This is a genomic window from Streptomyces sp. NPDC003042 (assembly GCF_053591315.1).
Window position 1 is genome coordinate 1 of record NZ_JBSFTP010000066.1, and the last position, 23,454, is coordinate 23,454.

Sequence of the window (23,454 nt, forward strand, 5' to 3'; positions counted from 1 at the left end):
CGAAGGCCATCGCGAAGCGACGCGACGACGAGGAACGAGGAGGAGCGCCCTTGAGGGGCCGGCCCGACACGGAGAGACGATGAGACTGACGGGAAACCCCCATACCCTCCCTGATCCCGGATCACTGGATACCGACCCCACACCCCCGGCCGCCCCCGCCCCCGGGTACGCCTCGAACGGATGGCCGGGGTGGGGAGGGGATTACCCGTGGTCGCGATGCCGCGTTGCCCCGGCATGACCACGGTTGAGACTTCCACCCCAAGGACGGGACGCCGTCGGCGGCCGACGCCGCCCGGTTGCGAAGAATCGGTTCAGCGCGGCCCGCTTCAGCGGCATCCCGATCCGCCCATCTACAGCGCCCTCATCGCCCGGTGGACCGAGGACGGCCGGACGCTCCCGGGCCTGCGGGATCCCGAGTGGTCCCGGATCACCTCGTCGCCGATCTGGCCGAGCGGCCCGCTGTTCCGGAGCTGAGCCGACTCACAGCGGCAGCACCCCACCGCCCACCGCCCGCCCCCCGGCGCACGGTGGCGCCCAGGACGAGGCGTGGGGGGGCGGAGCCTCGGGCGGCTCGTGATCAATACAGCTAGCGCGTCTCCGGTCCCGCCAGGTGGCGGGCGATGACCATGCGCTGGATCTGGTTGGTGCCCTCCACGATCTGGAGCACCTTCGCCTCGCGCATCAGCCGCTCCACCGGGAAGTCCGCGGTGTACCCGTAGCCGCCGAGCACCTGCACCGCGTCCGTGGTGACGGCCATCGCCGCGTCCGTGCAGAACAGCTTGGCCATCGCCGCCTGCCGGGAGAACGGCTTGCCCGCGTCGCGCAGCCGCGCCGCCGCGAGGTAGAGCGCCCGGCCCGCCTCGATCTTGGTGGCCATGTCGGCCAGCATGAAGCGCAGCCCCTGGAAGTCCGCGATGGGGTGCCCGAACTGCTTGCGGTCCAGTGCGTACACCAGGGCCTCGTCGAGGGCGGACTGGGCCACGCCGATGGCGCAGGCGGCGATGCCGAGCCGGCCTGCGTCCAGCGCGGCGAGGGCGATGGTGAAGCCCTGGCCCTCCTCGCCGATGCGGCGCGTGTCGGGTACCCGTACGCCGTCGAAGTGGAGCTGGGCCGTGGGCGAGCCCTTCATGCCCATCTTCTTCTCGGGGATCGCCGCGGTCAGGCCGGGGGCGTCGCCGGGGACGAGGAAGGCCGTGATGCCCTTGGGGCCTTGGACCCCCGTGCGCGCCAGGACGGTGTAGAAGTCGGCGATCCCGCCGTGGGTGATCCAGGCCTTGGTGCCGGTGATCACCCAGTCGTCGCCGTCGCGGACCGCCTTGGTGGTGAGCGAGGCCGCATCGGAACCGGCGGCCGGTTCGGACAGGCAGTACGCGCCCAGCAGCCCGCCGCCGAGCATGTCGGGGAGGTGTGCGCCCTGCTGCTCCTTGGAGCCGTATCCGGCCAGGCCGTGGCAGGCCAGCGAGTGGACGCTGACGCCGAGCCCGACGGTCAGGCGGGCGGCCGCGAGTTCCTCCAGGACCTGGAGGTAGACCTCGTACGGCTGCTCACCGCCGCCGAACTCTCCGGCGTACGGGAGTCCGAGCAGGCCGGCCTCGGACAGCAGGGTGAAGATCTCGCGGGGGAACCGTCCGGCCTCCTCCTCGTCGGCGGCCCGGGGCCGGATCTCCCGCTGGGCGATCTCGCGTACGAGCGCGAGGAGGTCCCGGGACTCCTCGGTGGGCAGCTGACGGTCCACCGGTTGTGGGGCGCGGTCTGTCATGGCAGCGCTCTCCTCCCTCGTCGGGCACGGCGGCGACGCGTGAGGTGTGGGACGCGCCACCGGGTCTCGGTGCTATCACAGCCGACGCGGCCCTTCCGGATCACGGAAGGGCTCGGCGAGCGGCTGCGGCGGGTTGAGTATGCCCGATCAGGCGCTTTCCGTCACCGGTACCTGATCGTCAAGATCGTCCAGGGTCGTCGTGGGCTCCTCGAGGGCGGGCGGAGCGGGACACTGCGGGACGAGTTCCCCGATCACGGTCAGTGTCGCGCGCAGCTGTCGCACGAGCAGCGCGGCGAGCGCCGCCCGGTCGGGCTGCCCCTCGGCCGCGTGGGAGCCGATCCAGTCCAGGGTGCTGCCCTCGACCCCGGAGAGCCAGCCGACGAGCGCGAGCCGGGCGAGGGGCGGGATCGCGCGGGTGCCGTAGGCGCCTTCGGCGATGGTGGCGACCAGTTCCTCGCGGACCGCGTCCCGGATCGCGAGGACCTCCGCGTCGGAGCCGACGCCGCCGGTGACGATGGTGCGGTAGGCGGCCTGGTGGTGCTCGGCGTAATGGAGGTAGCCGTCGATCGTGCGGCGGACCCGCTCGGCGTCGGGGAGCTCCGTGTCCCCGCCGGCTCGGGCGACGAGTTCGGCGACGGAGTCCTCGACGATGGCGAGGTAGTAGCCGCGTTTGCTCTTGAAGTAGTAGTAGATCAGTCCCTTGGCGACGCCGGCCTGCTGGGCGATGTCGTCCACGGAGAGGGCGTCGTACGAGGTGTCGGCGAACAACTTGCGTCCGGTCGCTATGAGTTCGGCCCTTCGAACCTGCGAACGCCCGGTCGTACCGCGCTGTTGACTATTATTCAAATTCGGCCCTAGCCTCGAACTGCCACAGGATGCCCGCAGTATGGCAGACCTGCGTGCCGAGCTCGCTTCGCGCTACTCCTCCACCGGACGACGTACGGGAGGCACCACCATGGGCAAGGTCGAGCGCAAGGGCAAGGGCGGGAGCGGGGGCGGGGACGACAGAGCGCCCGCCGAGGGCCGGGTCGACTGGAAGAAGTCGGCCGTCGTCGCGATGCCCGCCGTGGTCGCGGTCGGGGCGATGGCCATGGTCATGGCCCAGGGGGCGCTCGCCGCTTCCTTCGCCGTCTCGGGGACCAGCTTCCAGGTGTCCTCCTCCAAGCTGAGCAGCAAGGGGCTCGCCTCCTACGTGCAGACGGACCGCTCCGTCGACGGCAAGGGGCATCCCGTCGCGCTGCTGGGCATCGGGGAGGCCACGCTCACCGATATCTGCCAGGCAGCGGAGGTGGGCACCCCGCTGGGCACGGTGGTGTTCAAACTGACGGCCGGCGGTCCGGCCGGGGAGGTGACCGCCAGCAACCTGGTCATCGACGGCGAGGACCTCGACGGCGACGCCACCTTCGGCACGGCCCAGATCGGCCGGGACGCCTCGACCCTCGACCAGGTGGACGGGGTCAGGGGCGAGCCGGGCAAGTTCGGCCTCCAGGCGGGGAACATCGAGGTACTCGGCGTGAAGTCGCACGCCTGGTCGGCGACCGGCGGCAACTTCAAGCTCAAGGGCATGAAGCTGAACGTCAGCCTGGACGGCAAGAAGTGCTTCTAGGCCTACGGGGAGCCCCGCGGCCGGGGCGCGGGTGGCTGGAGCGCGGGTGGCCGGGGCGCGGGTGGCTGGAGCGGCTACTGCCGCTGCCCGGTCCCCGGCGGCGGCTGCGCGCCTGGCGCCGCACCCGGCCGTTCTGGGGCGGGCTGCTGCTGGTGCTGGGCGGGACGGAGCTGCTGCTGGTCCCGCTCTCCCCGCTGACCGTGCTGGTCAGCCTGGGTCTGGGCGGGATCGCGGCCATCGGGATCGGCGCCGCGCTGGTCGCGGCGGGGCTGTTCCTGTGGTTCCTGCCGCAGGCGCGGGCCTATGTCTCGATCCACGCGCTGCTGCTGTCGGTGCTGTCGTTCGTGGCGACCAACCTGGGCGGGTTCCTCGTCGGCATGCTGCTCGGCATCGCGGGCAGCGCGCTCGCCTTCGGCTGGACGCCGCTGCCCGACGAGGAGGCGGGCGAGGAGGGACCGTATGTCCCGAGCCTGGACGGCAGTGGCCCGCGCACGCTGGCGGCCGCGCTGCCGGTGGTGCTGCTGGCGGCGCTGGTGGCGGGCGCCCCGGCCGCGCGGGCGGCGGGGACGGCCGAGCTTTCGGCGGGGCAGGGACCGCCGATGGCGGCGCGTACTCCCCCGACCGTCACCACCTCGCTCTTCGCGCCGCAGGGTTTCGCCTTCGCGGGCATCACGCAGGTGTCCACGGTCGACGGGCCGCGCAAGGTGCTGGTCCTGCGGATGGCGGCGGCCTCGCTGCGCGACTACCGGCTGCGCACGCGTGACGGGCGGGACGAGTACGGACTGGCCGCCACGTCCCTCGATCTACGCGGCCATGTGACCTTGTACCTCACGAAGTTCAGCGGGTGCATCGAGGGCCTGCTGTGCGTCACCTTCAGCCCCGACGGACTCCCGGTTCCCCCGGTCATCCCGCCCTTCGTCTTCATGACCCAGGTCAGCGCGGAGCAGGCGCTGGTCACCGCGGACGTGATCGTCACCGACGGACTGCGGCTGGAGGCCTCGTGATCCCCGTGCAGGCGGCGCCGCTGTGGGCCTACGGCATCGGCGCGACCTTCGCGGTGGCGGCCGGGCGCCAGCTCCAGTGGTGGGAGCGGTCGGTGCGGGGCGAAGGCGTCCGTACGAGGAGCCGCGCGGCCCATCCGTATCTGGCCCTCACCGTGCTCTACGCCGCGCTGCTGCTCGCCCCGGCCGGGATGTACCTGCTGTGGCAGAACCCCGCGTGGGCGACGATGCAGGTCGCCCACGACCACAACGGCGTGTGGGCCGGCGTCGCGCTCTTCCACACCGGGTCCGTGGTGGTGGGGGCGCTGCTGGGCTTCCTGGCGGCGCGGCTCTTCGTGCTGGGGGGCGCCGGGTACTGGGGGTACCTGCAGGCGGTGGCCGGGTACTTCCTGCTGTTCTTCACCCTGATCCACGGGTGGGACGGCACGGGGTACCGGCGGCTGCTGAGCGCCGATCCGCGGGCCTACGCCGACTGGTCCGCGGACGGTGCGGTCAATGCGGTGCTGGCCTTCGTCACCTCGGGGACCTTCCTCGCCGTGCTGGTCCTCGGATCGGCGGTGGTCGGCACGATGCTGCTCACCGGGATCGGCTGGCTCGTGGAGGGCTGGCGGCTGCCCGGGGCGGCGGCGGATCTCCGGGTGCCGCGCGTGGTCGCGGTGCTCATCGCGGGGGCCGGGGTGTACGCGTTGCCGTTCGCCGGGGCGCTGGGCGCGAGCGTGCTCGTACGGCTGCTGGGGTGGTGGGCGGGGCTCGCCCTGTTCGCGGCCTTGGCCGGGGCGGCGCTGCTGCCCGCGCGGTCTCCCGTACGGAGGCTGTACACGCTGGTGGGCATCCCGGACCGGCACTGGCGGGCGGAGCCCGAGCCTGACCCGGACCTGGACGTGGACGTGGACCCTAGAGCCAGCCGACCTGGGTGACGAACATGGCGACGACGACCACCAGGGTCCAGCCGAGGACGTGCTCCAGCCAGGAGGAGCCTTCTTCCTCGGGGCCGCCGGTCCCGGCGAGGCTGCGGACAGGGACGTTGAGGGCGGGGCTGTCTCCGGTCATGCCGTCCAATGTGCCAGCGGTCGAGGCCTTCGCGGTAGAGACGGTCGTCACTGGTGGCGCACCTCACGCCACCGGGCCCGGCCACCCCTTGGGTCAAGGGGTGGCCGGGCCCGGTGATAGCTGCGGCAGCTCGGTCAGGTGGTGGTGGCGCGCCGCCTGTCCCGCCCCGCCATGGCCGCCATGGCCACGCCGAGGCACAGGGCGACGGCACCGGTGATGACGTTGCTGACGACACTGCGGGCGATGTCCATCTCACCGGCGATGACCCAGGGGGCGATGATCGTCCAGGCGCCGATCGCGACCGCCGTCCAGGCCATCGCGTGGGTGCGCTCGTACGCCGTCCCCAGGCCGCCCATGCACAGGCAGAAGGCGATGCCGGCGATGAGGTTGTTGACGGCCAACGGGCCGAGTCCGCTGAATCCGGCGATCCACGGCGAAGCCGCCAGGTAGAGGCCCGTGATCAGGGCCAGCGCCTCGACGGTCTGCGCTGCGGGAGTGCTGGTCACCCGCTCGAACCGAGTCCGCATTTCGGCAAGGTCCGGGTGATGTTCGATGCTCGAATGGGTGGTCATGGTGGGCTGCCTCCTAGGAGAAAGCTTTACAGGTCCTTTATGCCCGTATTTCGGCCGTTAAGCCACCCGGGCGAGCAGGGTTTTTCACAGCACGCCGACGGCCCGCAGTGCCTCGATCTGGGCCACTCCCGGACGGGCCGGGGCGTACAGGTAGCAGATGCCGCCGGTGCCGGAGACGACCTTCCCGGCCGCGTTGCGGCGCTTGGTGCGCAGCCAGATCGTCTCCCACTCGCGGCGCTTGTAGACGCGGCGCACGGAGGGGTTGTCGGGCGAGTGGGGGTCGTTGGCGATCACGTCCCCGGCCGCGGTGAAACCGATGACGGTCATCAGGTGGCCCGCAGTGCCGTATCCCGCACCGGTGAGTTCCTCGGGGAGGAAGGACTGGGAGGTGATGGCGGGGATCCCGGCCGCCACCAGGGTCTCCAGGTCGGCGAGGCGGGTGAGCCGGGTGACGACGCCGGCGAGTCCCCGGTACGTCGCGGCGTAGGCGGCGTTGAAGGGCCAGTTGCCGCAACCCTTGTAGGCGGCGTCGTAGGTGGAGCGGGCGGCGTGGCAGACCTGGGGGTCGGCGTGGGCGGGATCGACCCAGGCCAGGGCCTTGGCGCTGGCCCTGCCGCCCCAGAACTCCACGATCATCTGGGAGGAGGTGGGGCTGCACCAGGCCTCGCCGCCGTTGTCGTACTCCGGGTACTGGCCGGTGTGGATCTCCTGGGAGTAGCGCGGGACCTTCAGCTCACGGGGCGTGCCGGAGAGTGCCGAGGCGGGGACGGTGAACCGGTCCGGGACGTCGGAGGCCATCGCTCCGGCCAGCCAGACCGTCGGGCCGCGCCGGGCACCCGGTTTGCGGTAGAGGGTCAGGCGCAGCTGCCAGCCCGTGATCCGCAGTCCGTGGGCCGCGGCCGACTGGTCGACGGCCAGGGTGTCGGTCCACACGGTGGTCCTGCCGTCGCTCTGGCCGTCGACCGAGGTGCGGCGGATGTCGCCGTCGCCGGAGGCCCAGCGGCCCATCACGTACCAGGGGGTGGCCTTGCCGTCGGTGCAGGTGCCGCGCAGCTCGGTCTGGATCCAGGTGCCGGTCGGGGTGCGGGCGTTCCAGGAGGCGATGGCCTCGGTGGCGGGGACGGTGGAGCGGTGGACCGGGGAGGTCCAGGTGGCGTACTCCCAGGTGGACTTCTTCGCCGTGTGGGGGTCGGTGTACGCGGTGCGGCCGGCCGGGGTGCGGATCTCCAGGCCGGGGCGGGCGCCGTCGACGGCGGTGGTGCCGTGGTGGGTGCCGGCCTGCCAGTGGGCGTACGCGTACCAGAACCGGTTGTCGACGGTCTTGGCGGCGGCCGGGCCGCCCTCGGCCGCGGCGGGGGCCTGGACGGGCGTCGCCGAGGCGCCCCCCGCGGGCAGGGTGGCCGTGGTGGCGGCGGCGAGGGCGACGGCCAGCAGGGCCCGGCGTGGCGTGGGTGCGGTCATCGGCGGTGGCCCCCAGGGGTCGGTCGGTCGCGGCGGGTGGATCGGCTCGTCCACCCTTCCAGTTCCCCGCCGCCGGACGGCAAAGCCGGCAGGCCGTGTCGGGGGTGACCACCGGTCCGGTCGTACCCTGACCAGGTGAAGCAGCCGTCACAGCAGTCACTGGAGTCACTCGCACGGGAGCTCTCCGCCCTGCCGCCCTCGCTCGGTCCCGTCCGGGTGATCGGCATCGACGGGCACGCGGGCTCCGGGAAGAGCACCTTCGCGGGGCGGCTGGCCGATGCCCTGGGCGGGGCACCGGTGCTGCATCTGGACGATGTGGCCACGCACGAGGAGCTGTTCGGCTGGTGGGGGCGGTTGCGCGCCCAGGTGCTGGAGCCGCTCGCCGCCGGACGGGCCGCGCACTGGGCTCCGTACGACTGGGTGGAGCGCCGGTTCGGACCGGAGCGGGTGCTGGAGCCGGCGCCGGTGCTGCTCATCGAGGGGGTGGGGGCGGGCCGGCGGGCGCTGCGCCCCCATCTGGCGCGGCTGCTGTGGATGGAAACGCCCCGTACGCGGTCCTGGGGGCGTGGGCGAAACCGGGACGGGCGCGAACTTTCCGACTTCTGGGACGGATGGGAGCGCGCGGAGCTCGCGCACTTCTCGGACGACCCTTCACGCCCCTTCGCCGACACCCTGGTGCGCCAGAGCGGTACGGGATACGAGTGGACTTCAGGGGCGGATGCGACGTCGGGAACGACCCCTTCCGTCACCGAACGTGACGGACTCCCCCGGGCCTGAGCGGTCGCCGCGAACGCGCGCGCACCGGCCTTCCATGACCTGCTTGACCTGGCCCCGGCGGCGGCCTTACGTTCTGAATGCGCGGTCCGCAAAGGCCGTCGCGGACACGAAGCCCCCGGTTGTTCCCCCGTGATCGGGGGCTTCGTTCTGCCCTCGAACCGGCTCGGTCCGGTGCGGCGCGGGCCCGGCACCCCACCACCCTTCACCCAGCGTCACCACGCACACCCACGGCGCACCCGCGAACCGCCCCCGCCGCACCCTGGGTAAGGTGCGTCCCCGCAGGTACGATGCAGCCCTGGTTTCATCGGCGGGGTGGACAACTCGCGTGCGCGGCACGGCGGTTGCCGCGCACCACGAGGCGGGCTTGTGGGGGATGTGATGGACTTCGGCATGCCGGGCAGCGCACACGCCCCGGCCGAACTCGCCTGGCTGCGCGGGGTCGACGCCTGCACCATGGGCGCCTATCCGCAGGCCGAGGAGCAGTTCCGGACGGCCGTACGGCTCGATCCCGCCATGGCCGACGCCTGGCTGGGCCTGCACGCGCTGCGGGTGGACACCACCAACGCCTTACTGCGCATGTACGCGCACCGGGACCGCTTCGGCGAGCAGCGGGCCCGCCACCGGCGGACGCTCAACTCCTGGTACTGGCTCGGCTGGTGGGTGCAACCGGTACTGGAGAGCCGCCGCGACCTGCTGCTGGCCCACGCCTCGCACTGGCTGGACGGGCGCCACGTGCCCGAGCTGGACCAGGCCCTGGCCGCACTGCCGCCGGTCGACACCGATCCGCAGGTGCGGTTCCTGCACGCCTGCCGGGCGTACCTGGTCAAGGACTGGGACCAGTTGGTACGCCATACCGAGCCGCTGGTGAACGATCCGCTGCTGGGCATCGAGGCGGGCCTGTTCGGCGGGATGGCGCGGGTCCGGCTGGAGATGTACGGGCAGGCGGAGCCGATGCTGTCGGCGGCCCTGATGCGCTGCCGCAGCGAGCAGCCGCAGCGCAAGGAGCTGCGGTACTGGCTGGCGCGGGCGCACGAGGGCACCGGGCGCACCGCGGCGGCGCTGCCGCTGTACCGGGCGGTGCACCGGGTGGATCCGGCGTTCATGGACACCGCGGCCCGGCTGACGGCCATCGAAGACGGCGACGACGGCGACGGGATGGCCGACCTGGCCGGGTACGCCGGGTCCGCCGGGCACCTGGCGGAGGGGTTCGCGGGGCACGGCCTGTCCCCGGCCGGCGGGGACTTCGCGGCGGTGGCGCTGGGCGGCGGTCCCGTCCAGGACATCGCGGCGGACGGCTCGGTGGACGCGGATCCGCCGACGCCGGCGGATCCGCCGGACGAGCGGTTCGGGCCGCCGCCGGGCGCGGGCCGGCTGGAGGGCGTACGGCACAAGGTGTCCGTCCCTCCGCAGGGCGCCCCGCCGGTGCTGCCGACCGGGCCGGCCGATCCGCGGGCGCTGGCCGAGGCGCTCGCGGAGCTGGAGCGGATGGTGGGCCTGGATCCGGTCAAGCGGCAGGTGAAGGCCCTGTCGGCGCAGCTGCACATGGCCCGGCTGCGGGCGGCCCAGGGGCTGCCGGTGCAGCCGCCGAAACGCCACTTCGTCTTCTCCGGCCCCTCGGGCACGGGCAAGACCACGGTGGCCCGGATCCTGGGCCGGGTGTTCTACGCGCTCGGGCTGCTGGGCGGCGACCACCTGGTCGAGGCGCAACGGGCGGACCTGGTCGGCGAGTTCCTCGGCCAGACCGCCGTGAAGGCGAACGAGCTGATCGACTCGGCGATCGGCGGGGTGCTGTTCGTGGACGAGGCGTACAGCCTGTCCAACTCCGGCTACAGCAAGGGTGACGCGTACGGCGACGAGGCCCTCCAGGTGCTGCTGAAGCGGGCCGAGGACAACCGCGACCACCTGGTGGTGATCCTGGCGGGCTATCCGGCGGGCATGGACCGGCTGCTGGCCGCCAATCCGGGGCTGTCCTCGCGGTTCACCTCCCGGGTGGACTTCCCGAGCTACCGCCCGCTGGAGCTGACCGCGATCGGCGGGGTGCTCGCGGACGCGAACGGGGACCGCTGGGACGAGGAAGCCCTGGAGGAGCTGCGCAGCATTAGCGGACACGTCGTCGAACAGGGCTGGATCGACGAGCTGGGCAACGGCCGGTTCCTGCGGACGCTGTACGAGAAGAGCTGCGCGTACCGGGATCTGCGGCTGGCCGGCTTCTCCGGGGAGCCGTCGCGCGACGACCTGGCCACGCTGCGGCTGGCGGACCTGATGCAGGCGTACGGGGAGGTCCTGTCGGGCCGCGGCCCGCAGGAGCGGCCGGAGCCGTAGCCGGCCGGTGGCCTGGCCGGCCGGTATCCGGGACCCACCGCCGCCGGGGGTCGGTCCCGCACCGTGACGGTGCGGGACCGCCACACCGGGGGCACCCGGCGCGGTCGGCACGGGGTCAAGAGCCAGCACCGGCCCGCGCCCTCGCCCCACCAGGGCCCGTGCGGAACCGCCACGCCAGAGGCGCCGGCGCGGCCGGTACGCGGCGACGGGCGCGTACGAGGTCGGCCGGCCCCGTCCTGCGGCGGACGGGCCGGGGTGGTCCGGGACCCCGGCACCGGCCCACCCGCACCCCGCCCGGCCAGGGCTTACGCGCTGCGGGCGTACGTGCGGTGCGCGGGGTCGCGGACTTCGCCCACCAGCGTCTCCAGGACGTCCTCCAGCGCGACCAGGCCCAGGACCCGCCCGGCCGGGTCGGCGACCTGCGCCAGGTGGGTGGCGTCGCGGCGCATGACGCTGAGGGCGTCGTCCAGGGGCAGCGTGGAGGACAGGGTGGTCATCCGGCGCCAGACCCGCTGGGGCACCGCCCGCTCGCGCTCCTCCAGGTCGAGGACGTCCTTGACGTGGAGGTAGCCCATGAAGGCACCGCTGTCGGAGCGGACCGGGAAACGGGAGTAGCCGGTGCGCACCGTGAGCTGCTCGATCTGGCGGGGGGTGACGGCGGGTCCGACGGTGACGAGCCGGCCGGGGGCCAGCAGGACGTCGGTGACGGGGCGGCTGCCCAGCTCCAGCGCGTCCTCCAGGCGCTCCTGCTCGTCCGGTTCCAGGAGTCCGGCGCGACGGGAGTCCTGGAGGAGGCGGCCGAGCTGGGCGCTGGTGTAGACGGCCTCGACCTCGTCCTTGGGCTCGACCTTGAAGAGCCGCAGGACGAGCGTGGCGCAGGCGCCGAGCGCGGTCGTGACCGGCCCGCACACGCGGGCGAAGGCGACGAGCCCGGGGCTGAACCACAGGGCGGTCCGCTCGGGGGCGGCCATGGCGAGGTTCTTGGGGACCATCTCGCCGATGACCAGGTGCAGGAAGATCACGGCGGCGAGCGCGACGGCGTAGCCGAGGGGGTGGATCAGGCCCTCGGGGACGTGGGCGGCGTGGAAGAGGGGCTCCAGCAGCCGGGCCACGGTGGGCTCGGCGACGGCGCCGAGGGTGATCGAGCACAGGGTGATGCCGAACTGGGCCGCGGCCATCATGCGCGGCAGGTTCTCCAGGCCGTACAGCACCTGGCGGGCCCGCTTGGAGCCGGCCGCCAGGGGTTCGATCTGGCTGCGGCGTACGGAGACGAGCGCGAACTCGGCGCCGACGAAGAAGCCGTTGGCCAGGACGAGGAGGAGGGCGAAGAGGAGTTGGAGGGCGTTCACCGGCCCACCGCTTCCAGCTGGGCGGGAGCGGGCACGGCCGCGGCGCCGACGGTCGCGTCGGCGGGGGCCGTCCGCACGAGCCGGACCCGTTCGGCCCGGTAGCGGCGGACCTGGCGGACGGACAGCTTCCAGCCGGGCAGCTCGGCGCGGTCCCCGGGGGCGGGGATCCGGCCCAGCAGGTCGGCGACGAGGCCGGCGACGGTCTCGTACGGGCCTTCGGGCACCTCCAAGCCTATCCGGCGCAGGGTGTGCACGCGGCAGCTGCCGTCGGCCTCCCAGCAGGGGCGCCCGTCCTCGGCGGGTACGGCGGCCAGTTCCTGGCTGCCGTCCTCGGCGAGGTCGTGCTCGTCGCGGACCTCGCCGACGAGTTCCTCCACGATGTCCTCCAGGGTGACCACGCCGGCGGTGCCGCCGTACTCGTCGACGACGACGGCCATCGGCTGTTCGCTGCGCAGCCGTTCCAGCAGGGGCTGCACGGGCAGGGAGCCGGGGACCAGCAGGGGGGCCACGCAGATCCCGCTGACGGTGGTGCGGGCGCGCTCGGACTCGGGTACGGCGAGGGCGTCCTTGAGGTGGACCACGCCGGTGATCTCGTCGATGCGCTCGCGGTACACCGGGAAGCGGGACAGGCCGGTGGCGCGGGTCAGGTTCAGCACGTCGGCGGCGGTGGCCGTGTGCTGGAGGGCGCTGACCTTCACGCGGGGGGTCATGACGTGCTGGGCGGTGAGCCCGCCCAGCGAGAGGGTCCGTACGAAGAGGTCGGCGGTGTCCTGTTCGAGGGCGCCGGCCCGGGCCGAGTGGCGGACCAGGGAGACCAGTTCGCCGGGGGTGCGGGCGGAGGCCATCTCCTCGGCCGGCTCCACGCCCAGCGCCCGCACGAGGCGGTTCGCGACGGCGTTGAGTCCGGCGATGACGGGCCGGAAGGCTTGGGAGAAGACCTGCTGCGGGCCGGCGACGAACCGGGCCACCTGGAGCGGCCGGGAGACCGCCCAGTTCTTCGGGACGAGTTCACCGACGACCATCTGGACGGCGGAGGCGAGCAGCATGCCGATGACGACGGCGACGCCGGGGACGACTCCCGCCGGCAGGCCGGTCGCGGCGAGCGGCCCGGAGAGCAGGGCGGCGAGCGCCGGTTCGGCGAGCATGCCGACCACGAGGGAGGTGATGGTGATGCCGAGCTGGGTGCCGGAGAGCTGGAAGGACAGCTCCCGCAGGGCCTTGACCACCGTACGGGCACGGCGGTCGCCTTCGGCTGCGGCGCGTTCGGCCTCGGGTCTCTCTACGGTGACCAGGCCGAATTCGGCGGCCACGAAGAAACCGTTGGCGAGGATCAGGGCGAAGGCCGCCCCGAGCAGGAGTAGCGGGGTGGTCATGATGCCGCCGCCTCCGGGGGGAGGGCGGCGCGGGTACTACCGGACGATCCGTCCATTGCTGGAGGGAGTCACTCCTCTGGTCGCAGGTGCCCACGGGCCACGGGGTCCCGGGGCGTGTGGGAGGGCGCACGGCGGCGCCCCGCCACCAGGGTAGTCACTGAGATCGTCGCCGCAATGGGACGCAGCGACGAGCCTCGGCGCGCTCAGTGGTCGATTGTGCCGGTTCCGCGGGTTTCGGCGAGGGCGCGCAGGGCGCGGGCGTCGCCGATCGCCTGGGCCTTGGCGACGCCGGGCTGGATGCCGAGGACGGGAAGGCTGGTGCCGTCGCTGAGGTCCAGGAACACCCACGGGTCTCCGGGGCGGAGATTGACGCGCAGGATCTGCGCCCATTCCAGGCGGCGGGTGGTGGTGAGGTTGACCACGGTGACCCCGGCCTCGTCGGCGACCACCTTGGGGCGGCTGAGCAGGACGAGGACGGAGGTCAGCAGGACGGCCGTGAAGATGAAGCTGATCCGCTCGCCGGGGCTGAGGTTCTCCAGGAGCAGGGCGACCGTCGTGATGGTGGCGAACATGGCGAGCCCGACGCTCAGCAGCACCACCCGGGTGCGGGTCGGCCGGAAGGTGACCGGCAGGGCGGGCGGTGAGGGGTGGGCGGCGGGCTCTGCCATGGGGTGCGCTCGGTTCTTCGAGAGGGTCGGTGCCGGTGGCGTCAGAGACGGCAGGCGTGGATCGAGGTGGTGAGGATCGCGCGCGCGCCGAGTTCGTACAGGTCGTCCATGATCCGCTGCGATTCCTTGGCGGGGACCATCGCGCGGACCGCGACCCAGCCCTCGTTGTGCAGCGGGGAGATGGTCGGCGACTCCAGGCCCGGGGTGAGGGCGACCGCGCGCTCCAGGTGCTCGGCGCGGCAGTCGTAGTCCATCATCACGTAGCTGCGGGCCACCAGGACGCCCTGGAGGCGGCGCAGGAACTGCGAGACCTTGGGGTCGTCCGTGCCGGCGCCGGTGCGGCGGATGACGGTCGCCTCGGACTTGAGGATCGGCTCGCCGATGACCTCCAGGCCGGCGTTGCGCAGGCTGGTGCCGGTCTCGACGACGTCCGCGATGACCTGCGCGACGCCGAGCTCGATGGCGGTCTCGACCGCGCCGTCCAGGTGGACGACGGAGGCGTCGATGCCCAGGTCGGCGAGGTGCTTGCCGACGATCCCCTCGTAGGAGGTCGCGATCGTCATCCCGCCGAAGTCCTCGGGGCCCTTCGCGGTGCCGGGCTTGGTGGCGTAGCGGAAGGTGGAGCGGCCGAAGTTCAGCGGGAGGATCTCCTCGGCGTTGGCCCCGGAGTCGAGCAGGAGGTCGCGGCCGGTGATGCCGATGTCGAGCTTGCCCGACGCGACGTAGATCGCGATGTCCTTGGGGCGGAGGTAGAAGAACTCGACCTCGTTGTCGGGGTCGACCGTGACGAGTTCCTTGGACTCCTTGCGCTGGCGGTAGCCGGCCTCATGGAGCATCGCCGACGCCGGTCCGGAGAGTGAACCCTTGTTGGGGACGGCGATGCGCAGCATGGGGCTTCCTTTGGTGCGTAGATGCGTGAATGCGTGAGCGGTGCGGGTGCCGGGGCTCAGAGGTGCGCGTAGACGTCCTCGAGGGAGATCCCGCGCGCCACCATCATCACCTGGACGTGGTAGAGCAGCTGGGAGATCTCCTCGGCGGCGGCTTCCTTGCCCTCGTACTCGGCGGCCATCCAGACCTCGGCGGCCTCCTCGACGACCTTCTTGCCGATGGCATGGACGCCCTTGCCGACGAGCTCGGCGGTACGGGAGGAGCTGGGGTCGCCGTTGGCGGCCTTGAGCTGGAGCTCGGTGAAGAGCTCTTCGAAGCTCTTGGGGGGTTTGTTCGCCATGATGCTCCTCAGAATAAGGGGTCCGCCGCTGCCGCTCAGCGCCAGGGTTCGCTGACGGTCCGCAGCGTCATGGCGGTGGAGACGGCGGCGGTGACCGCTTCGTGCCCCTTGTCCTCGTTCGACCCCTCGAGTCCGGCGCGGTCCAGCGCCTGCTCGTCGTTGTCGCAGGTCAGTACGCCGAAGCCGACGGGGACTCCGGTGTCGATCGACACCTGTACCAGACCCTGGGTGACGCCCTGGCACACGTAGTCGAAGTGCGGGGTGCCGCCGCGGATGACCACGCCGAGGGCGACGACGGCATCGTAACCGCGACCGGCCAGTACCTTCGCCACGACCGGGAGCTCGAAGCTGCCGGGGACGCGGAGCAGGGTGGGCTCGTCGATGCCCAGTTCGTGCAGGGCCCGCAGGGCGCCGTCGACCAGCCCGTCCATGACCTTCTCGTGCCACTGGGCCGCGATCACGGCGACGCGCAGGTCGCCGCAGTTCTTCACGCTCAGTTCGGGTGCGCCCTTGCCGCTCACAGCTCTGCTCCTCGGTGGTTCGTGGGTGACGATGGAAGTACGGGGTGGGAAGAGGTGGGAAGGAGTACGTCCTACTGGTTGCCGCAGGCGGACGTGGGCACGGCCCCGTCCAGCCAGGGCAGGTCGTGGCCCATCCGGTCCCGCTTGGTGCGCAGGTACCGCATGTTGTGCTCGCCGGCCTCCACGGGCATCGGCTCGCGGCCGTTGACGGTCAGGCCGTGGCGGATCAGCGCCGCGGACTTCTCGGGGTTGTTGGTCAGCAGCCGGACGCTGTGGACGCCGAGGTCGGCGAGGATCTGTGCGCCGGCCCCGTAGTCGCGGGCGTCGGCGGGCAGGCCGAGCTCCAGGTTGGCGTCGAGGGTGTCGCGCCCGCGCTCCTGGAGTTCGTACGCGCGCAGCTTGGACAGCAGTCCGATGCCGCGGCCCTCGTGGCCGCGCAGGTAGACGACGACGCCGCGGCCCTCGGCCTGGATGCGGGCCATGGAGGCGTGCAGCTGGGGGCCGCAGTCGCAGCGCTGGGACTGGAAGATGTCGCCGGTCAGGCATTCGGAGTGCATCCGGACCAGGAGGTCCTCGCCGTCGCCGATCTCGCCGTGGACCAGGGCGACGTGTTCGACGCCGTCGACGGTGGAGCGGAATCCGTACGCCGTGAAGGCGCCGAAGGCGGTCGGCAGGCTGACCTCGGCCTCGCGGCGCACGGTCGGCTCGGCGGAGCGGCGGTAGGCGATCAGGTCCTCGATGGAGATGATCGTCAGACCGTGCTTGCGGGCGAACGGGACCAGCTCGGGCAGGCGCAGCATGACGCCGTCCTCGCCGGCGATCTCCACGATGGCGCCGGCCGGACGCAGGCCCGCGAGGCGGGCGAGGTCGACGGCGGCTTCGGTGTGGCCGTTGCGGACGAGCACCCCCCCAGTCTTGGCGCGCAGCGGGAAGATGTGGCCGGGGCGGACGAAGTCGCCGGGCTCGGACGCTCCGTTCGCGAGGAGCCGCAGGGTGGTGGCGCGATCGGCGGCGGAGATGCCGGTGGTGACGCCGTGGGCGCCGCCTGCGTCGACGGAGACGGTGAAGGCGGTCTTCATCGACTCGGTGTTGTTCCGCACCATCTGGGGAAGTTCGAGCCGGTCGAGCTCGGAGCCCTCCATGGGAGCGCAGATCAGGCCGCGGCACTCGCTCATCATGAAGGCGATGATCTCGGGGGTGGCCTTCTCGGCCGCGATGACGAGGTCGCCCTCGTTCTCACGGTCCTCGTCGTCGACGACGACGATCGGGCGGCCGGCCGCGATGTCGCGGATGGCCTGCTCGACGGGGTCGAGCCGGAAGGACTCCTGCGGGCCGGCGTCGGGCACGTCCGGCACGGGCTTGAGGACGGTCATGCCGTTGCTCCTTCGAGGGCCGGGGCGGGGGTGGTGCGGGAGCGCTGGTACCAGTCGTACGCGCCCCACAGGACGAGCGCGAAGTAGACGACGTAGACGAGGCCGGAGAAGGCGAGGCCGCTGTTGAAGGCGAGGGGGACGCCGACGAGGTCGACGAGGAGCCAGGCGAGCCAGAACTCGACCAGGCCGCGGGCCTGGGCCACCATCGCCACGATCGTGCCGACGAAGATGTAGGCGTCGGCCCACGGGCTCCAGGACAGGTTCGGGTAGGCCGTGAACAGGCCGCCGACGGCGAGGGTCCCGGCCACCGCTCCGCCCAGGAGCAGTCCGCGTTCCTTCCAGGTGGCGGTGCGTACGGCGATGGAGCCGTCCTGGGCCTTCTGCCGGCCGAGCTGCCAGGCGCGCCAGCCCCAGATCGCGACGGTGATGACGAGGAGCTGCTTGCCGACGCCGCCCGCGAGGTGGGCGGAGGCGTAGGCGGCGACGAGGATCAGGCCGGAGAGGAGCTGGGCGGGCCAGGTCCATATGGAACGGCGCCAGCCGAGGGCGAGGGCCGCCAGGCCCATCAGGTTGCCGATCATGTCGGACCAGATGACCTTCTGGCCGAAGACCTGGAAGGCCTCGGCGTTGAGCCAGGTCAGGGCGCTCACTGGTCGGCTCCTTCGGCGTGGAGGGGGTTCACGCCGGCGGCCAGCAGGCGCTCGACGTACTTGGCCAGGACGTCGACCTCGAGGTTGACCGGGTCGCCGGGCTGCTTGATGCCGAGGGTGGTCAGCGCGAGGGTGGTGGGGATGAGGCTGATGGTGAACCAGTCGGCGGCGGCCTCGACGACGGTGAGGCTGACGCCGTCGACGGTGATGGACCCCTTCTCCACGACGTACCGCGCCAGGTTCGCCGGAAGCGCGACCTTGACCAGCTCCCAGTGCTCGGAGGGGGTGCGGGAGACGATCGAGCCGGTGCCGTCCACGTGCCCCTGGACCAGGTGACCGCCGAGGCGTCCGCCGAGGGCCATCGGGCGTTCCAGGTTGACCCGGGAGCCCTGGGCCAGGGCGCCGAGGCTGGAGCGGTTGAGGGTCTCCTGCATGACGTCGGCGGTGAACTCGCCGTCGGCGCTCTCCACGACGGTGAGGCAGACGCCGTTGACGGCGATCGAGTCACCGTGCTTGGCGCCTTCGGTCACCACCGGGCCGCGCAGGCGGAAGCGGGAGGCTTCGGCGAGCTGCTCGACGGCGGTGACCTCGCCCAGTTCTTCGACGATTCCGGTGAACACTCAGTGCTCCTTGAGGGCGGTGGGAAGGGAGGGGTCCGTGGGGACGGCGGTGATACGGATGTCCGTGCCGAGACGCGCGGTGTCGGTGATCGTGAGCCGCAGGGCGTCGGTGATGGTGCCGATGCCGGCGTCGGCGAGGGCGGCGGGTCCCGCGCCGAGCAGGACGGGGGCGAGGTAGCCGACGACCTTGTCGACCGCGCCGGCCGCGATGAAGGCGCCGGCCACCGTGGAGCCGCCTTCGAGGAGGACGGAGCGGACCCCGCGCCGGTGCAGCTCGGCGAGGAGGGCGTCGACGGAGATCCCGTACTTGTCGTGCGGGAGCCGGGCGATCTCCACCCCGGCCAGGTGGCGGGTGGCCGCGTCTTCGAGACTGTCGGCCACGACGATCAGGGTCGGGGCGGCCTCGTCCAGGACGCGGGCGGTGGGCCGGATGGTGGCGTGGGTGTCGAGGACCACCCGCAGGGGCTGGGTGACGGCGGTGTGGCCGGCGAGTCCGCGCACCGCGAGGTGGGGGTCGTCGGCGCGCAGGGTGCCGGAGCCGACGACGACGGCGTCGGCCTCGGCACGCAGCCGGTGGACGTCGGCGCGGGACTCCGGGCCGGTGATCCAGCGGCTGGTGCCGTCGGCGGCCGCCGTGCGCCCGTCGAGGGTGGCGGCGTACTTCCACAGGATGAACGGGCGGCCCAGGCGTACGGAGGTCAGCCAGGCGATGTTGCCCGCCTCGGCCTCGTCGCGCAGGAGCCCGGACTCGGTGGCGACCCCGGCGGCGCGCAGGGTGGCGGCGCCGCCGCTGGCCTGGGGGTTCGGGTCGGGGACGGCGTAGACGACGCGGGTGATGCCGGCGTCGAGGAGGGCGCGGGCGCAGGGGCCCGTACGACCGGTGTGGTTGCAGGGTTCGAGGGTGACGTAGGCCGTGCCGCCGTGGGCGGCGGGGCCCGCGGAGCGCAGGGCGTGGACCTCGGCGTGCGGGCCGCCGGCCCGCTCGTGCCAGCCCTCGCCGACGATGACGCCCGACGGGTCGGTGATGACGCAGCCGACGACGGGGTTGGGGCTGGTGGATCCGAGTCCGCGGGCGGCGAGCTCGATGGCTCGGCGCATGGTGCGGGTGCCTGCGTCGGGTGCTGCGTGCGCGGCGTGGGTCGCCACCGGGTCCTCCTGCCTCATCGGGCACGGACTCCGGGGCCTGTCGGGATACGACAGATGAAGCGGGTAGCACACACGGGGACGCCGAGGCCGAAAACGCACGGTCCGTCCGACACGTATCCGCAGGGATACGCCGATGGACCGCCGACGGCGGCGTACCGGTGACTGGCCCGCCGCGCACTGCCTCCCATCCGGACTTTAACCGTCGGTCCAGGAATTTCACCTGGTCAACCGGCCGCTGGATGCGGACGGGTCGCGGACTATACCGCCGGTTCGGAATTACACCGACCCCGGAGTGCGCTGCTACTGGTACTGCAGCCAGTGTGCCATGGGCGATCGTCGGCCATGTGGGTGAATCGCTGTGGCCTGGATCACAGACCAGCCGTTCTCGAGCACGCCCGCCGCGCCGCCCGGAACACCACTCACGCTTTGGTCCAGACCTATTGACGTGGTGGTCTAGTCCTCTTAACGTTCCCTTCATCCTCCCGGGGAGCCGGCCCTGCCGACGTGCGCACGTCACAGGCCAACCAGCCTTGTCCCTCAGCTTGTTGCTGCACGTCGCGTCCTGCCATCCTCCCCTCCCCAGGAGGCACCATGCTGTCCCCCACACGTACGAGAGCGATGCTCCTGGCATCCGGCGCCACGATCGCCGGACTCCTGGTCGGCGGGCTCTCGTCAGGCGTCTCCCATGCGGCCGACAACGAGAGCTGTCGGCCCGACGGTCTGTACAGGACCGCCGGGGTCGACGTCCCGTACTGCTCGGTCTACGACTCCGAAGGCCGCGAGAAGATGGGCGCGGACCACCAGCGCCGTGTCATCGGCTACTTCACCGGCTGGCGCACCGGCAAGGACGGCACGCCCGCCTACCTCGCCCACAACATCCCGTGGTCCAAGGTCACCCACCTGAACTACGCCTTCGCCCACGTCGGCGCCGACAACAAGATCTCGGTCGGCTCGGACAACGTGAACAACGCGGCCACCGGAATGACCTGGCCGGGCGTCGCGGGAGCCGAGATGGACCCGGCCCTCCCCTACAAGGGCCACTTCAACCAGCTGACCAAGTTCAAGAAGCAGTACCCGAACGTCAAGACGCTCATCTCGGTCGGCGGCTGGGCCGAGACCGGCGGCTACTTCGGCGACGACGGCAACCGCGTGGCCTCCGGCGGCTTCTACTCGATGGCCACCAACGCCGACGGCTCGGTCAACCAGGCCGGCATCGACACCTTCGCGGACTCCTCGGTCGAGTTCATCCGCACGTACGGCTTCAACGGCGTCGACATCGACTACGAGTACCCGACGACCATGAAGGACGCGGGCAACCCGCTCGACTGGCAGCTGTCCAACGCCCGCCGCGCGGGCCTCGTCAAGGGCTACGACGCCCTGATGAAGAGCCTGCGCGAGAAGCTCGACCGGGCCGGCGCCACCGACGGCAAGCACTACCTGCTCACCGTCGCCGCACCCTCCTCCGGCTACCTGCTGCGGGGCATGGAGACCTTCCAGATGCAGAAGTACCTGGACTACGTCAACATCATGTCCTACGACCTGCACGGCGCCTGGAACGAGTACGTCGGCCCCAACGCCTCGCTCTTCGACGACGGCAAGGACGCCGAGCTGGCCGCCGCGAACGTCTACGGCAGCTCCCAGTACGGCGGCGTCGGCTACCTCAACACCGACTGGGCCTACCACTACTTCCGCGGCTCCATGCCGGCCGGCCGCATCAACATCGGCCTGCCGTACTACACCCGCGGCCACAAGAACGTGCAGGGCGGCACCGACGGCCTGTGGGGCAAGGCCCCCGCGACCACCTGCCCGGCCGGCGCGGGCCTGACCAAGTGCGGTGACGGCGCCGTCGGCATCGACAACCTGTGGCACGACAAGGACACCAACGGCGCCGAGTCGCCGGCCGGTTCCAACCCGATGTGGCACGCCAAGAACCTCGAGAAGGGGATCGTCGGCGACTACGTCACGACGTACGGCTTCCCCGCGAACACCACGCTGACCGGCACCTACGCCCGCAAGTACGACGCGACGCTGGTGGCCCCGTGGCTGTGGAACGCGCAGAAGAAGGTCTTCCTGTCCACCGAGGACGAACAGTCCGTGGCCGCCAAGGCCGACTACGTGGTGGACCGGGGCATCGGCGGCACCATGGTCTGGGAGATGGCGGGCGACTACGACTGGAACGCCGCCAAGGGCCAGTACGAGATGGGCGACACGCTCACCTCGCTGATGTACGACAAGTTCAAGGCGGCCACCCCGTACGGGGCGAAGAAGTCCAACACCGCGCTGCCGGCCCGGGCCGTGGACGTGAAGACGGAGTTCACCGAGTTCAAGCTGGGTGACTCCAACTACCCGATCACGCCGAAGATCAAGATCACCAACAACACGAAGACGGCGCTGCCCGGCGGCACCGAGTTCCAGTTCGACTACGCGACCTCGGCTCCGGCCAACGCCTCGGACCAGTCCGGCTTCGGCACGAAGGTCATCAGCAGCGACCACACCGGCGGCAACGTCGGCGGCCTGAAGGGTGACTTCCACCGGGTCTCCCTGAAGCTCCCGGCCTGGCAGTCGCTGGCCCCGGGCGCCTCCGTCGACCTGGCGTTCAACTACTACCTGCCGGTCTCCACGCCCTCCAACTGGACGGTGAACATCTCCGGGACGACGTACGCGCTCGCCGGGGACCTGGCGCGCGGCACCACGGTGGGCGAGCCGGGCGGCAGCCAGCCGCCGACCACTCCCCCGACCACGCCGCCCACCACTCCCCCGACGACGACCCCGACGACCCCGCCGGCCGGCGCCTGCACGAGCCCGGCGTACGTCGCCGGCCAGGTCTACACCAGCGGCAGCCTCGTCTCGCACCAGGGCCACGAGTGGAAGGCCCAGTGGTGGACGCAGAACGAAGCACCCGGCACCACCGGTGAGTGGGGCGTCTGGAAGGACCAGGGCGCCTGCTGACACCCACGGGCGACCCGTTGTGAGGACCCGGTGGCCCGGCGGCCACCGGGTGCTCGCGTGCTCCTCGTACGCTTCTCGTACGCTTCTCGTGTGAGCACCCATGTCACCGCACCCGTCGCGGACTTCGAGGCACACCGGCCCCGGCTGTTCGCCATCGCCTACCGGATGCTCGGCTCCGCCTCCGAGGCCGAGGACGCCGTGCAGGACGCCTGGCTCCGCTGGAACTCCGCCGACCGGGACGCCATCGAGCACCCGGGGGCCTGGCTCGCCAAGGTCGTCACCCACCTGTGCCTCAACACCCTCACCTCGGCCCGGGCCCGGCGCGAGGAGTACGTCGGCCCCTGGCTCCCGGAGCCGGTCCTCACCGGCGGCGGGGCACTGGGCCCGCTGGAGTCGGCGGAGCAGCGGGACAGCGTGTCCATGGCCCTGCTGGTGCTGCTGGAGCGGCTGACGCCGGTGGAGCGGGCGGTGTACGTACTGCGCGAGGCCTTCGCGTACGGCCACCGCGAGATCGCCGGGCTCCTGGACCTCACGGAGGCCAACTGCCGCCAGCTCTACCGGCGGGCGGCGGGGCGGGTGGCCGAGGGGCGTACGGCCTCGGCCCAGGCGCGCTTCGCGCCGGATCCCGCGCAGTGGCAGGGGCTGGTGGAGACCTTCCTGTCGGCGGCCCGGAGCGGGGACGTGGCCCGGCTGGAGAGCATGCTGACGGCCGACGCCCGCTTCGTGTCGGACGGCGGCGGGGTGGTCACGGCGGCGCGGCGGCCGGTCCTCGGGCGGGACAAAGTGGCCCGGTTCACGATCGGCGTGCTGCAGAAGTACGTGGCGGATGTGCCGGTCACCGTGGCCGAGGTCAACGGAGCGCCCGCGCTGGTCTTCGGGGAGGCCGGCGTCCTGTTCGTGGAATTCGAGGACGGGCTGGTCAGCGGCATGCGCACGGTGGTCAATCCGGAGAAGCTGGAATTCCTTCGGCGGCAGTTGTCACATTCCTGAGCGCTGTCCGGTCTGGTCTGGTGAACGCACCTCACCGGA

Annotated in this window: 22 protein-coding genes and 1 riboswitch; of the genes, 7 read left to right on the forward strand and 15 right to left on the reverse strand. The window is 72.0% G+C overall.

Translation table 11 applies throughout. The features are described from left to right. Positions 1-586: 586 nt before the first annotated feature. Positions 587-1,759 carry an acyl-CoA dehydrogenase family protein gene (locus ACWDYJ_RS26955; RefSeq protein ID WP_451568173.1) on the reverse strand — a complete coding sequence of 391 codons (1,173 nt, stop codon included), beginning with the start codon at positions 1,757-1,759 and terminating at the stop codon, positions 587-589. A gap of 147 nt (positions 1,760-1,906) precedes the next feature. Next, entirely contained in the window at positions 1,907-2,605 is a 699-nt protein-coding gene (locus ACWDYJ_RS26960; RefSeq protein ID WP_451568174.1) for a TetR/AcrR family transcriptional regulator, read from the reverse strand. Positions 2,606-2,816: 211 nt separating this feature from the next. Here ACWDYJ_RS26960 and ACWDYJ_RS26965 point away from each other — a divergent pair, with 211 nt between their 5' ends. From ACWDYJ_RS26965 to ACWDYJ_RS26975, 3 genes are read left to right on the forward strand one after another with little or no spacing between them, the layout of a single operon-like run. Further along, positions 2,817-3,365 (forward strand): DUF6230 family protein, encoded by a 549-nt coding sequence (locus ACWDYJ_RS26965; RefSeq protein ID WP_451568208.1) that lies wholly within the window; start codon positions 2,817-2,819, stop codon positions 3,363-3,365. Next, positions 3,356-4,369 (forward strand): DUF6114 domain-containing protein, encoded by a 1,014-nt coding sequence (locus ACWDYJ_RS26970; protein ID WP_451568175.1) that lies wholly within the window; start codon positions 3,356-3,358, stop codon positions 4,367-4,369. Before ACWDYJ_RS26965 ends, ACWDYJ_RS26970 begins: the two co-directional genes overlap by 10 nt. Next, entirely contained in the window at positions 4,366-5,283 is a 918-nt protein-coding gene (locus tag ACWDYJ_RS26975) for a hypothetical protein (protein WP_451568176.1), read from the forward strand. Before ACWDYJ_RS26970 ends, ACWDYJ_RS26975 begins: the two co-directional genes overlap by 4 nt. Here ACWDYJ_RS26975 and ACWDYJ_RS26980 read toward each other — a convergent pair. From ACWDYJ_RS26980 to ACWDYJ_RS26990, 3 genes are all read right to left on the reverse strand, one after another. After that, positions 5,261-5,416, reverse strand: a complete 156-nt coding sequence (locus ACWDYJ_RS26980; protein WP_451568177.1) for an SCO1431 family membrane protein — start codon at positions 5,414-5,416, stop codon at positions 5,261-5,263. The two genes, ACWDYJ_RS26975 and ACWDYJ_RS26980, sit on opposite strands and share 23 nt — an antisense overlap. Before the next feature lie 134 nt (positions 5,417-5,550). Next, positions 5,551-5,988 carry an SPW repeat protein gene (locus tag ACWDYJ_RS26985; protein ID WP_451568178.1) on the reverse strand — a complete coding sequence of 146 codons (438 nt, stop codon included), beginning with the start codon at positions 5,986-5,988 and terminating at the stop codon, positions 5,551-5,553. Between the two features lie 84 nt (positions 5,989-6,072). Then, positions 6,073-7,449 carry a peptidase C39 family protein gene (locus ACWDYJ_RS26990; RefSeq protein ID WP_451568179.1) on the reverse strand — a complete coding sequence of 459 codons (1,377 nt, stop codon included), beginning with the start codon at positions 7,447-7,449 and terminating at the stop codon, positions 6,073-6,075. Positions 7,450-7,608: 159 nt separating this feature from the next. Between ACWDYJ_RS26990 and ACWDYJ_RS26995 the strand changes: the two genes are divergently transcribed. After that, positions 7,609-8,226: a uridine kinase family protein gene (locus ACWDYJ_RS26995; RefSeq protein ID WP_451568209.1), complete on the forward strand. Its 618-nt coding sequence runs from the start codon at positions 7,609-7,611 to the stop codon at positions 8,224-8,226. A 378-nt stretch (positions 8,227-8,604) separates the two neighbouring features. Continuing rightward, on the forward strand, positions 8,605-10,548 hold the full coding sequence (locus ACWDYJ_RS27000; RefSeq protein WP_451568180.1) for an AAA family ATPase: 1,944 nt from the start codon (positions 8,605-8,607) through the stop codon (positions 10,546-10,548). A gap of 305 nt (positions 10,549-10,853) precedes the next feature. On the opposite strand, the gene ACWDYJ_RS27005 is transcribed toward ACWDYJ_RS27000, so the two are convergent. From ACWDYJ_RS27005 to ribD, 10 genes are all read right to left on the reverse strand, one after another. Beyond that, entirely contained in the window at positions 10,854-11,897 is a 1,044-nt protein-coding gene (locus ACWDYJ_RS27005; protein WP_451568181.1) for a hemolysin family protein, read from the reverse strand. Then, positions 11,894-13,270, reverse strand: coding sequence for a hemolysin family protein (locus tag ACWDYJ_RS27010; protein ID WP_451568182.1), 1,377 nt, complete (start codon positions 13,268-13,270; stop codon positions 11,894-11,896). The genes ACWDYJ_RS27005 and ACWDYJ_RS27010 overlap by 4 nt, the downstream gene beginning before the upstream one ends. A gap of 203 nt (positions 13,271-13,473) precedes the next feature. After that, on the reverse strand, positions 13,474-13,938 hold the full coding sequence (locus ACWDYJ_RS27015) for a PH domain-containing protein (RefSeq protein ID WP_451568183.1): 465 nt from the start codon (positions 13,936-13,938) through the stop codon (positions 13,474-13,476). A 41-nt stretch (positions 13,939-13,979) separates the two neighbouring features. After that, entirely contained in the window at positions 13,980-14,828 is an 849-nt protein-coding gene (gene hisG / locus ACWDYJ_RS27020; protein ID WP_451568184.1) for an ATP phosphoribosyltransferase, read from the reverse strand. A gap of 56 nt (positions 14,829-14,884) precedes the next feature. Beyond that, the gene (locus ACWDYJ_RS27025; protein ID WP_451568185.1) at positions 14,885-15,166 is read right to left on the reverse strand and encodes a phosphoribosyl-ATP diphosphatase; all 282 of its coding nucleotides are present in this window, start codon (positions 15,164-15,166) and stop codon (positions 14,885-14,887) included. 35 nt (positions 15,167-15,201) lie between these two features. Then, positions 15,202-15,687, reverse strand: coding sequence for a 6,7-dimethyl-8-ribityllumazine synthase (gene ribH, locus ACWDYJ_RS27030; protein WP_327734494.1), 486 nt, complete (start codon positions 15,685-15,687; stop codon positions 15,202-15,204). A 71-nt stretch (positions 15,688-15,758) separates the two neighbouring features. After that, positions 15,759-17,060: a bifunctional 3,4-dihydroxy-2-butanone-4-phosphate synthase/GTP cyclohydrolase II gene (locus ACWDYJ_RS27035; RefSeq protein WP_451568186.1), complete on the reverse strand. Its 1,302-nt coding sequence runs from the start codon at positions 17,058-17,060 to the stop codon at positions 15,759-15,761. Further along, entirely contained in the window at positions 17,057-17,710 is a 654-nt protein-coding gene (locus ACWDYJ_RS27040) for a nicotinamide mononucleotide transporter family protein (RefSeq protein WP_451568187.1), read from the reverse strand. Before ACWDYJ_RS27040 ends, ACWDYJ_RS27035 begins: the two co-directional genes overlap by 4 nt. Next, entirely contained in the window at positions 17,707-18,330 is a 624-nt protein-coding gene (locus tag ACWDYJ_RS27045) for a riboflavin synthase (RefSeq protein WP_451568188.1), read from the reverse strand. The genes ACWDYJ_RS27040 and ACWDYJ_RS27045 overlap by 4 nt, the downstream gene beginning before the upstream one ends. Continuing rightward, positions 18,331-19,494, reverse strand: coding sequence for a bifunctional diaminohydroxyphosphoribosylaminopyrimidine deaminase/5-amino-6-(5-phosphoribosylamino)uracil reductase RibD (ribD, locus tag ACWDYJ_RS27050; RefSeq protein WP_451568189.1), 1,164 nt, complete (start codon positions 19,492-19,494; stop codon positions 18,331-18,333). 152 nt (positions 19,495-19,646) lie between these two features. Next, a riboswitch (FMN riboswitch) is annotated at positions 19,647-19,776 on the reverse strand. 291 nt (positions 19,777-20,067) lie between these two features. Between ribD and ACWDYJ_RS27055 the strand changes: the two genes are divergently transcribed. Both ACWDYJ_RS27055 and ACWDYJ_RS27060 read left to right on the forward strand, forming a co-directional pair. Then, on the forward strand, positions 20,068-22,425 hold the full coding sequence (locus tag ACWDYJ_RS27055; RefSeq protein ID WP_451568190.1) for a chitinase C-terminal domain-containing protein: 2,358 nt from the start codon (positions 20,068-20,070) through the stop codon (positions 22,423-22,425). Positions 22,426-22,515: 90 nt separating this feature from the next. Then, a complete protein-coding gene (locus tag ACWDYJ_RS27060; protein ID WP_451568191.1) occupies positions 22,516-23,415 on the forward strand; it encodes an RNA polymerase sigma-70 factor in 900 nt (299 codons plus the stop codon). The last annotated feature ends 39 nt before the right edge of the window (positions 23,416-23,454 follow it).

Excerpts from the sequence above, each read along its gene's own strand:
- ACWDYJ_RS26955 (WP_451568173.1), bottom strand. The coding sequence starts at position 1,759 with ATGACAGACCGCGCCCCACAACCGGTGGACCGTCAGCTGCCCACCGAG.
- ACWDYJ_RS26965 (WP_451568208.1), top strand. The coding sequence starts at position 2,817 with ATGCCCGCCGTGGTCGCGGTCGGGGCGATGGCCATGGTCATGGCCCAG.
- ACWDYJ_RS26980 (WP_451568177.1), bottom strand. The coding sequence starts at position 5,416 with ATGACCGGAGACAGCCCCGCCCTCAACGTCCCTGTCCGCAGCCTCGCC.
- ACWDYJ_RS26985 (WP_451568178.1), bottom strand. The coding sequence starts at position 5,988 with ATGACCACCCATTCGAGCATCGAACATCACCCGGACCTTGCCGAAATG.
- ACWDYJ_RS26990 (WP_451568179.1), bottom strand. The coding sequence starts at position 7,449 with ATGACCGCACCCACGCCACGCCGGGCCCTGCTGGCCGTCGCCCTCGCC.
- ACWDYJ_RS27000 (WP_451568180.1), top strand. The coding sequence starts at position 8,605 with ATGGACTTCGGCATGCCGGGCAGCGCACACGCCCCGGCCGAACTCGCC.
- ACWDYJ_RS27010 (WP_451568182.1), bottom strand. The coding sequence starts at position 13,270 with ATGACCACCCCGCTACTCCTGCTCGGGGCGGCCTTCGCCCTGATCCTC.
- ACWDYJ_RS27015 (WP_451568183.1), bottom strand. The coding sequence starts at position 13,938 with ATGGCAGAGCCCGCCGCCCACCCCTCACCGCCCGCCCTGCCGGTCACC.
- hisG (WP_451568184.1), bottom strand. The coding sequence starts at position 14,828 with ATGCTGCGCATCGCCGTCCCCAACAAGGGTTCACTCTCCGGACCGGCG.
- ACWDYJ_RS27025 (WP_451568185.1), bottom strand. The coding sequence starts at position 15,166 with ATGGCGAACAAACCCCCCAAGAGCTTCGAAGAGCTCTTCACCGAGCTC.
- ACWDYJ_RS27035 (WP_451568186.1), bottom strand. The coding sequence starts at position 17,060 with ATGACCGTCCTCAAGCCCGTGCCGGACGTGCCCGACGCCGGCCCGCAG.
- ribD (WP_451568189.1), bottom strand. The coding sequence starts at position 19,494 with ATGAGGCAGGAGGACCCGGTGGCGACCCACGCCGCGCACGCAGCACCC.
- ACWDYJ_RS27055 (WP_451568190.1), top strand. The coding sequence starts at position 20,068 with ATGCTGTCCCCCACACGTACGAGAGCGATGCTCCTGGCATCCGGCGCC.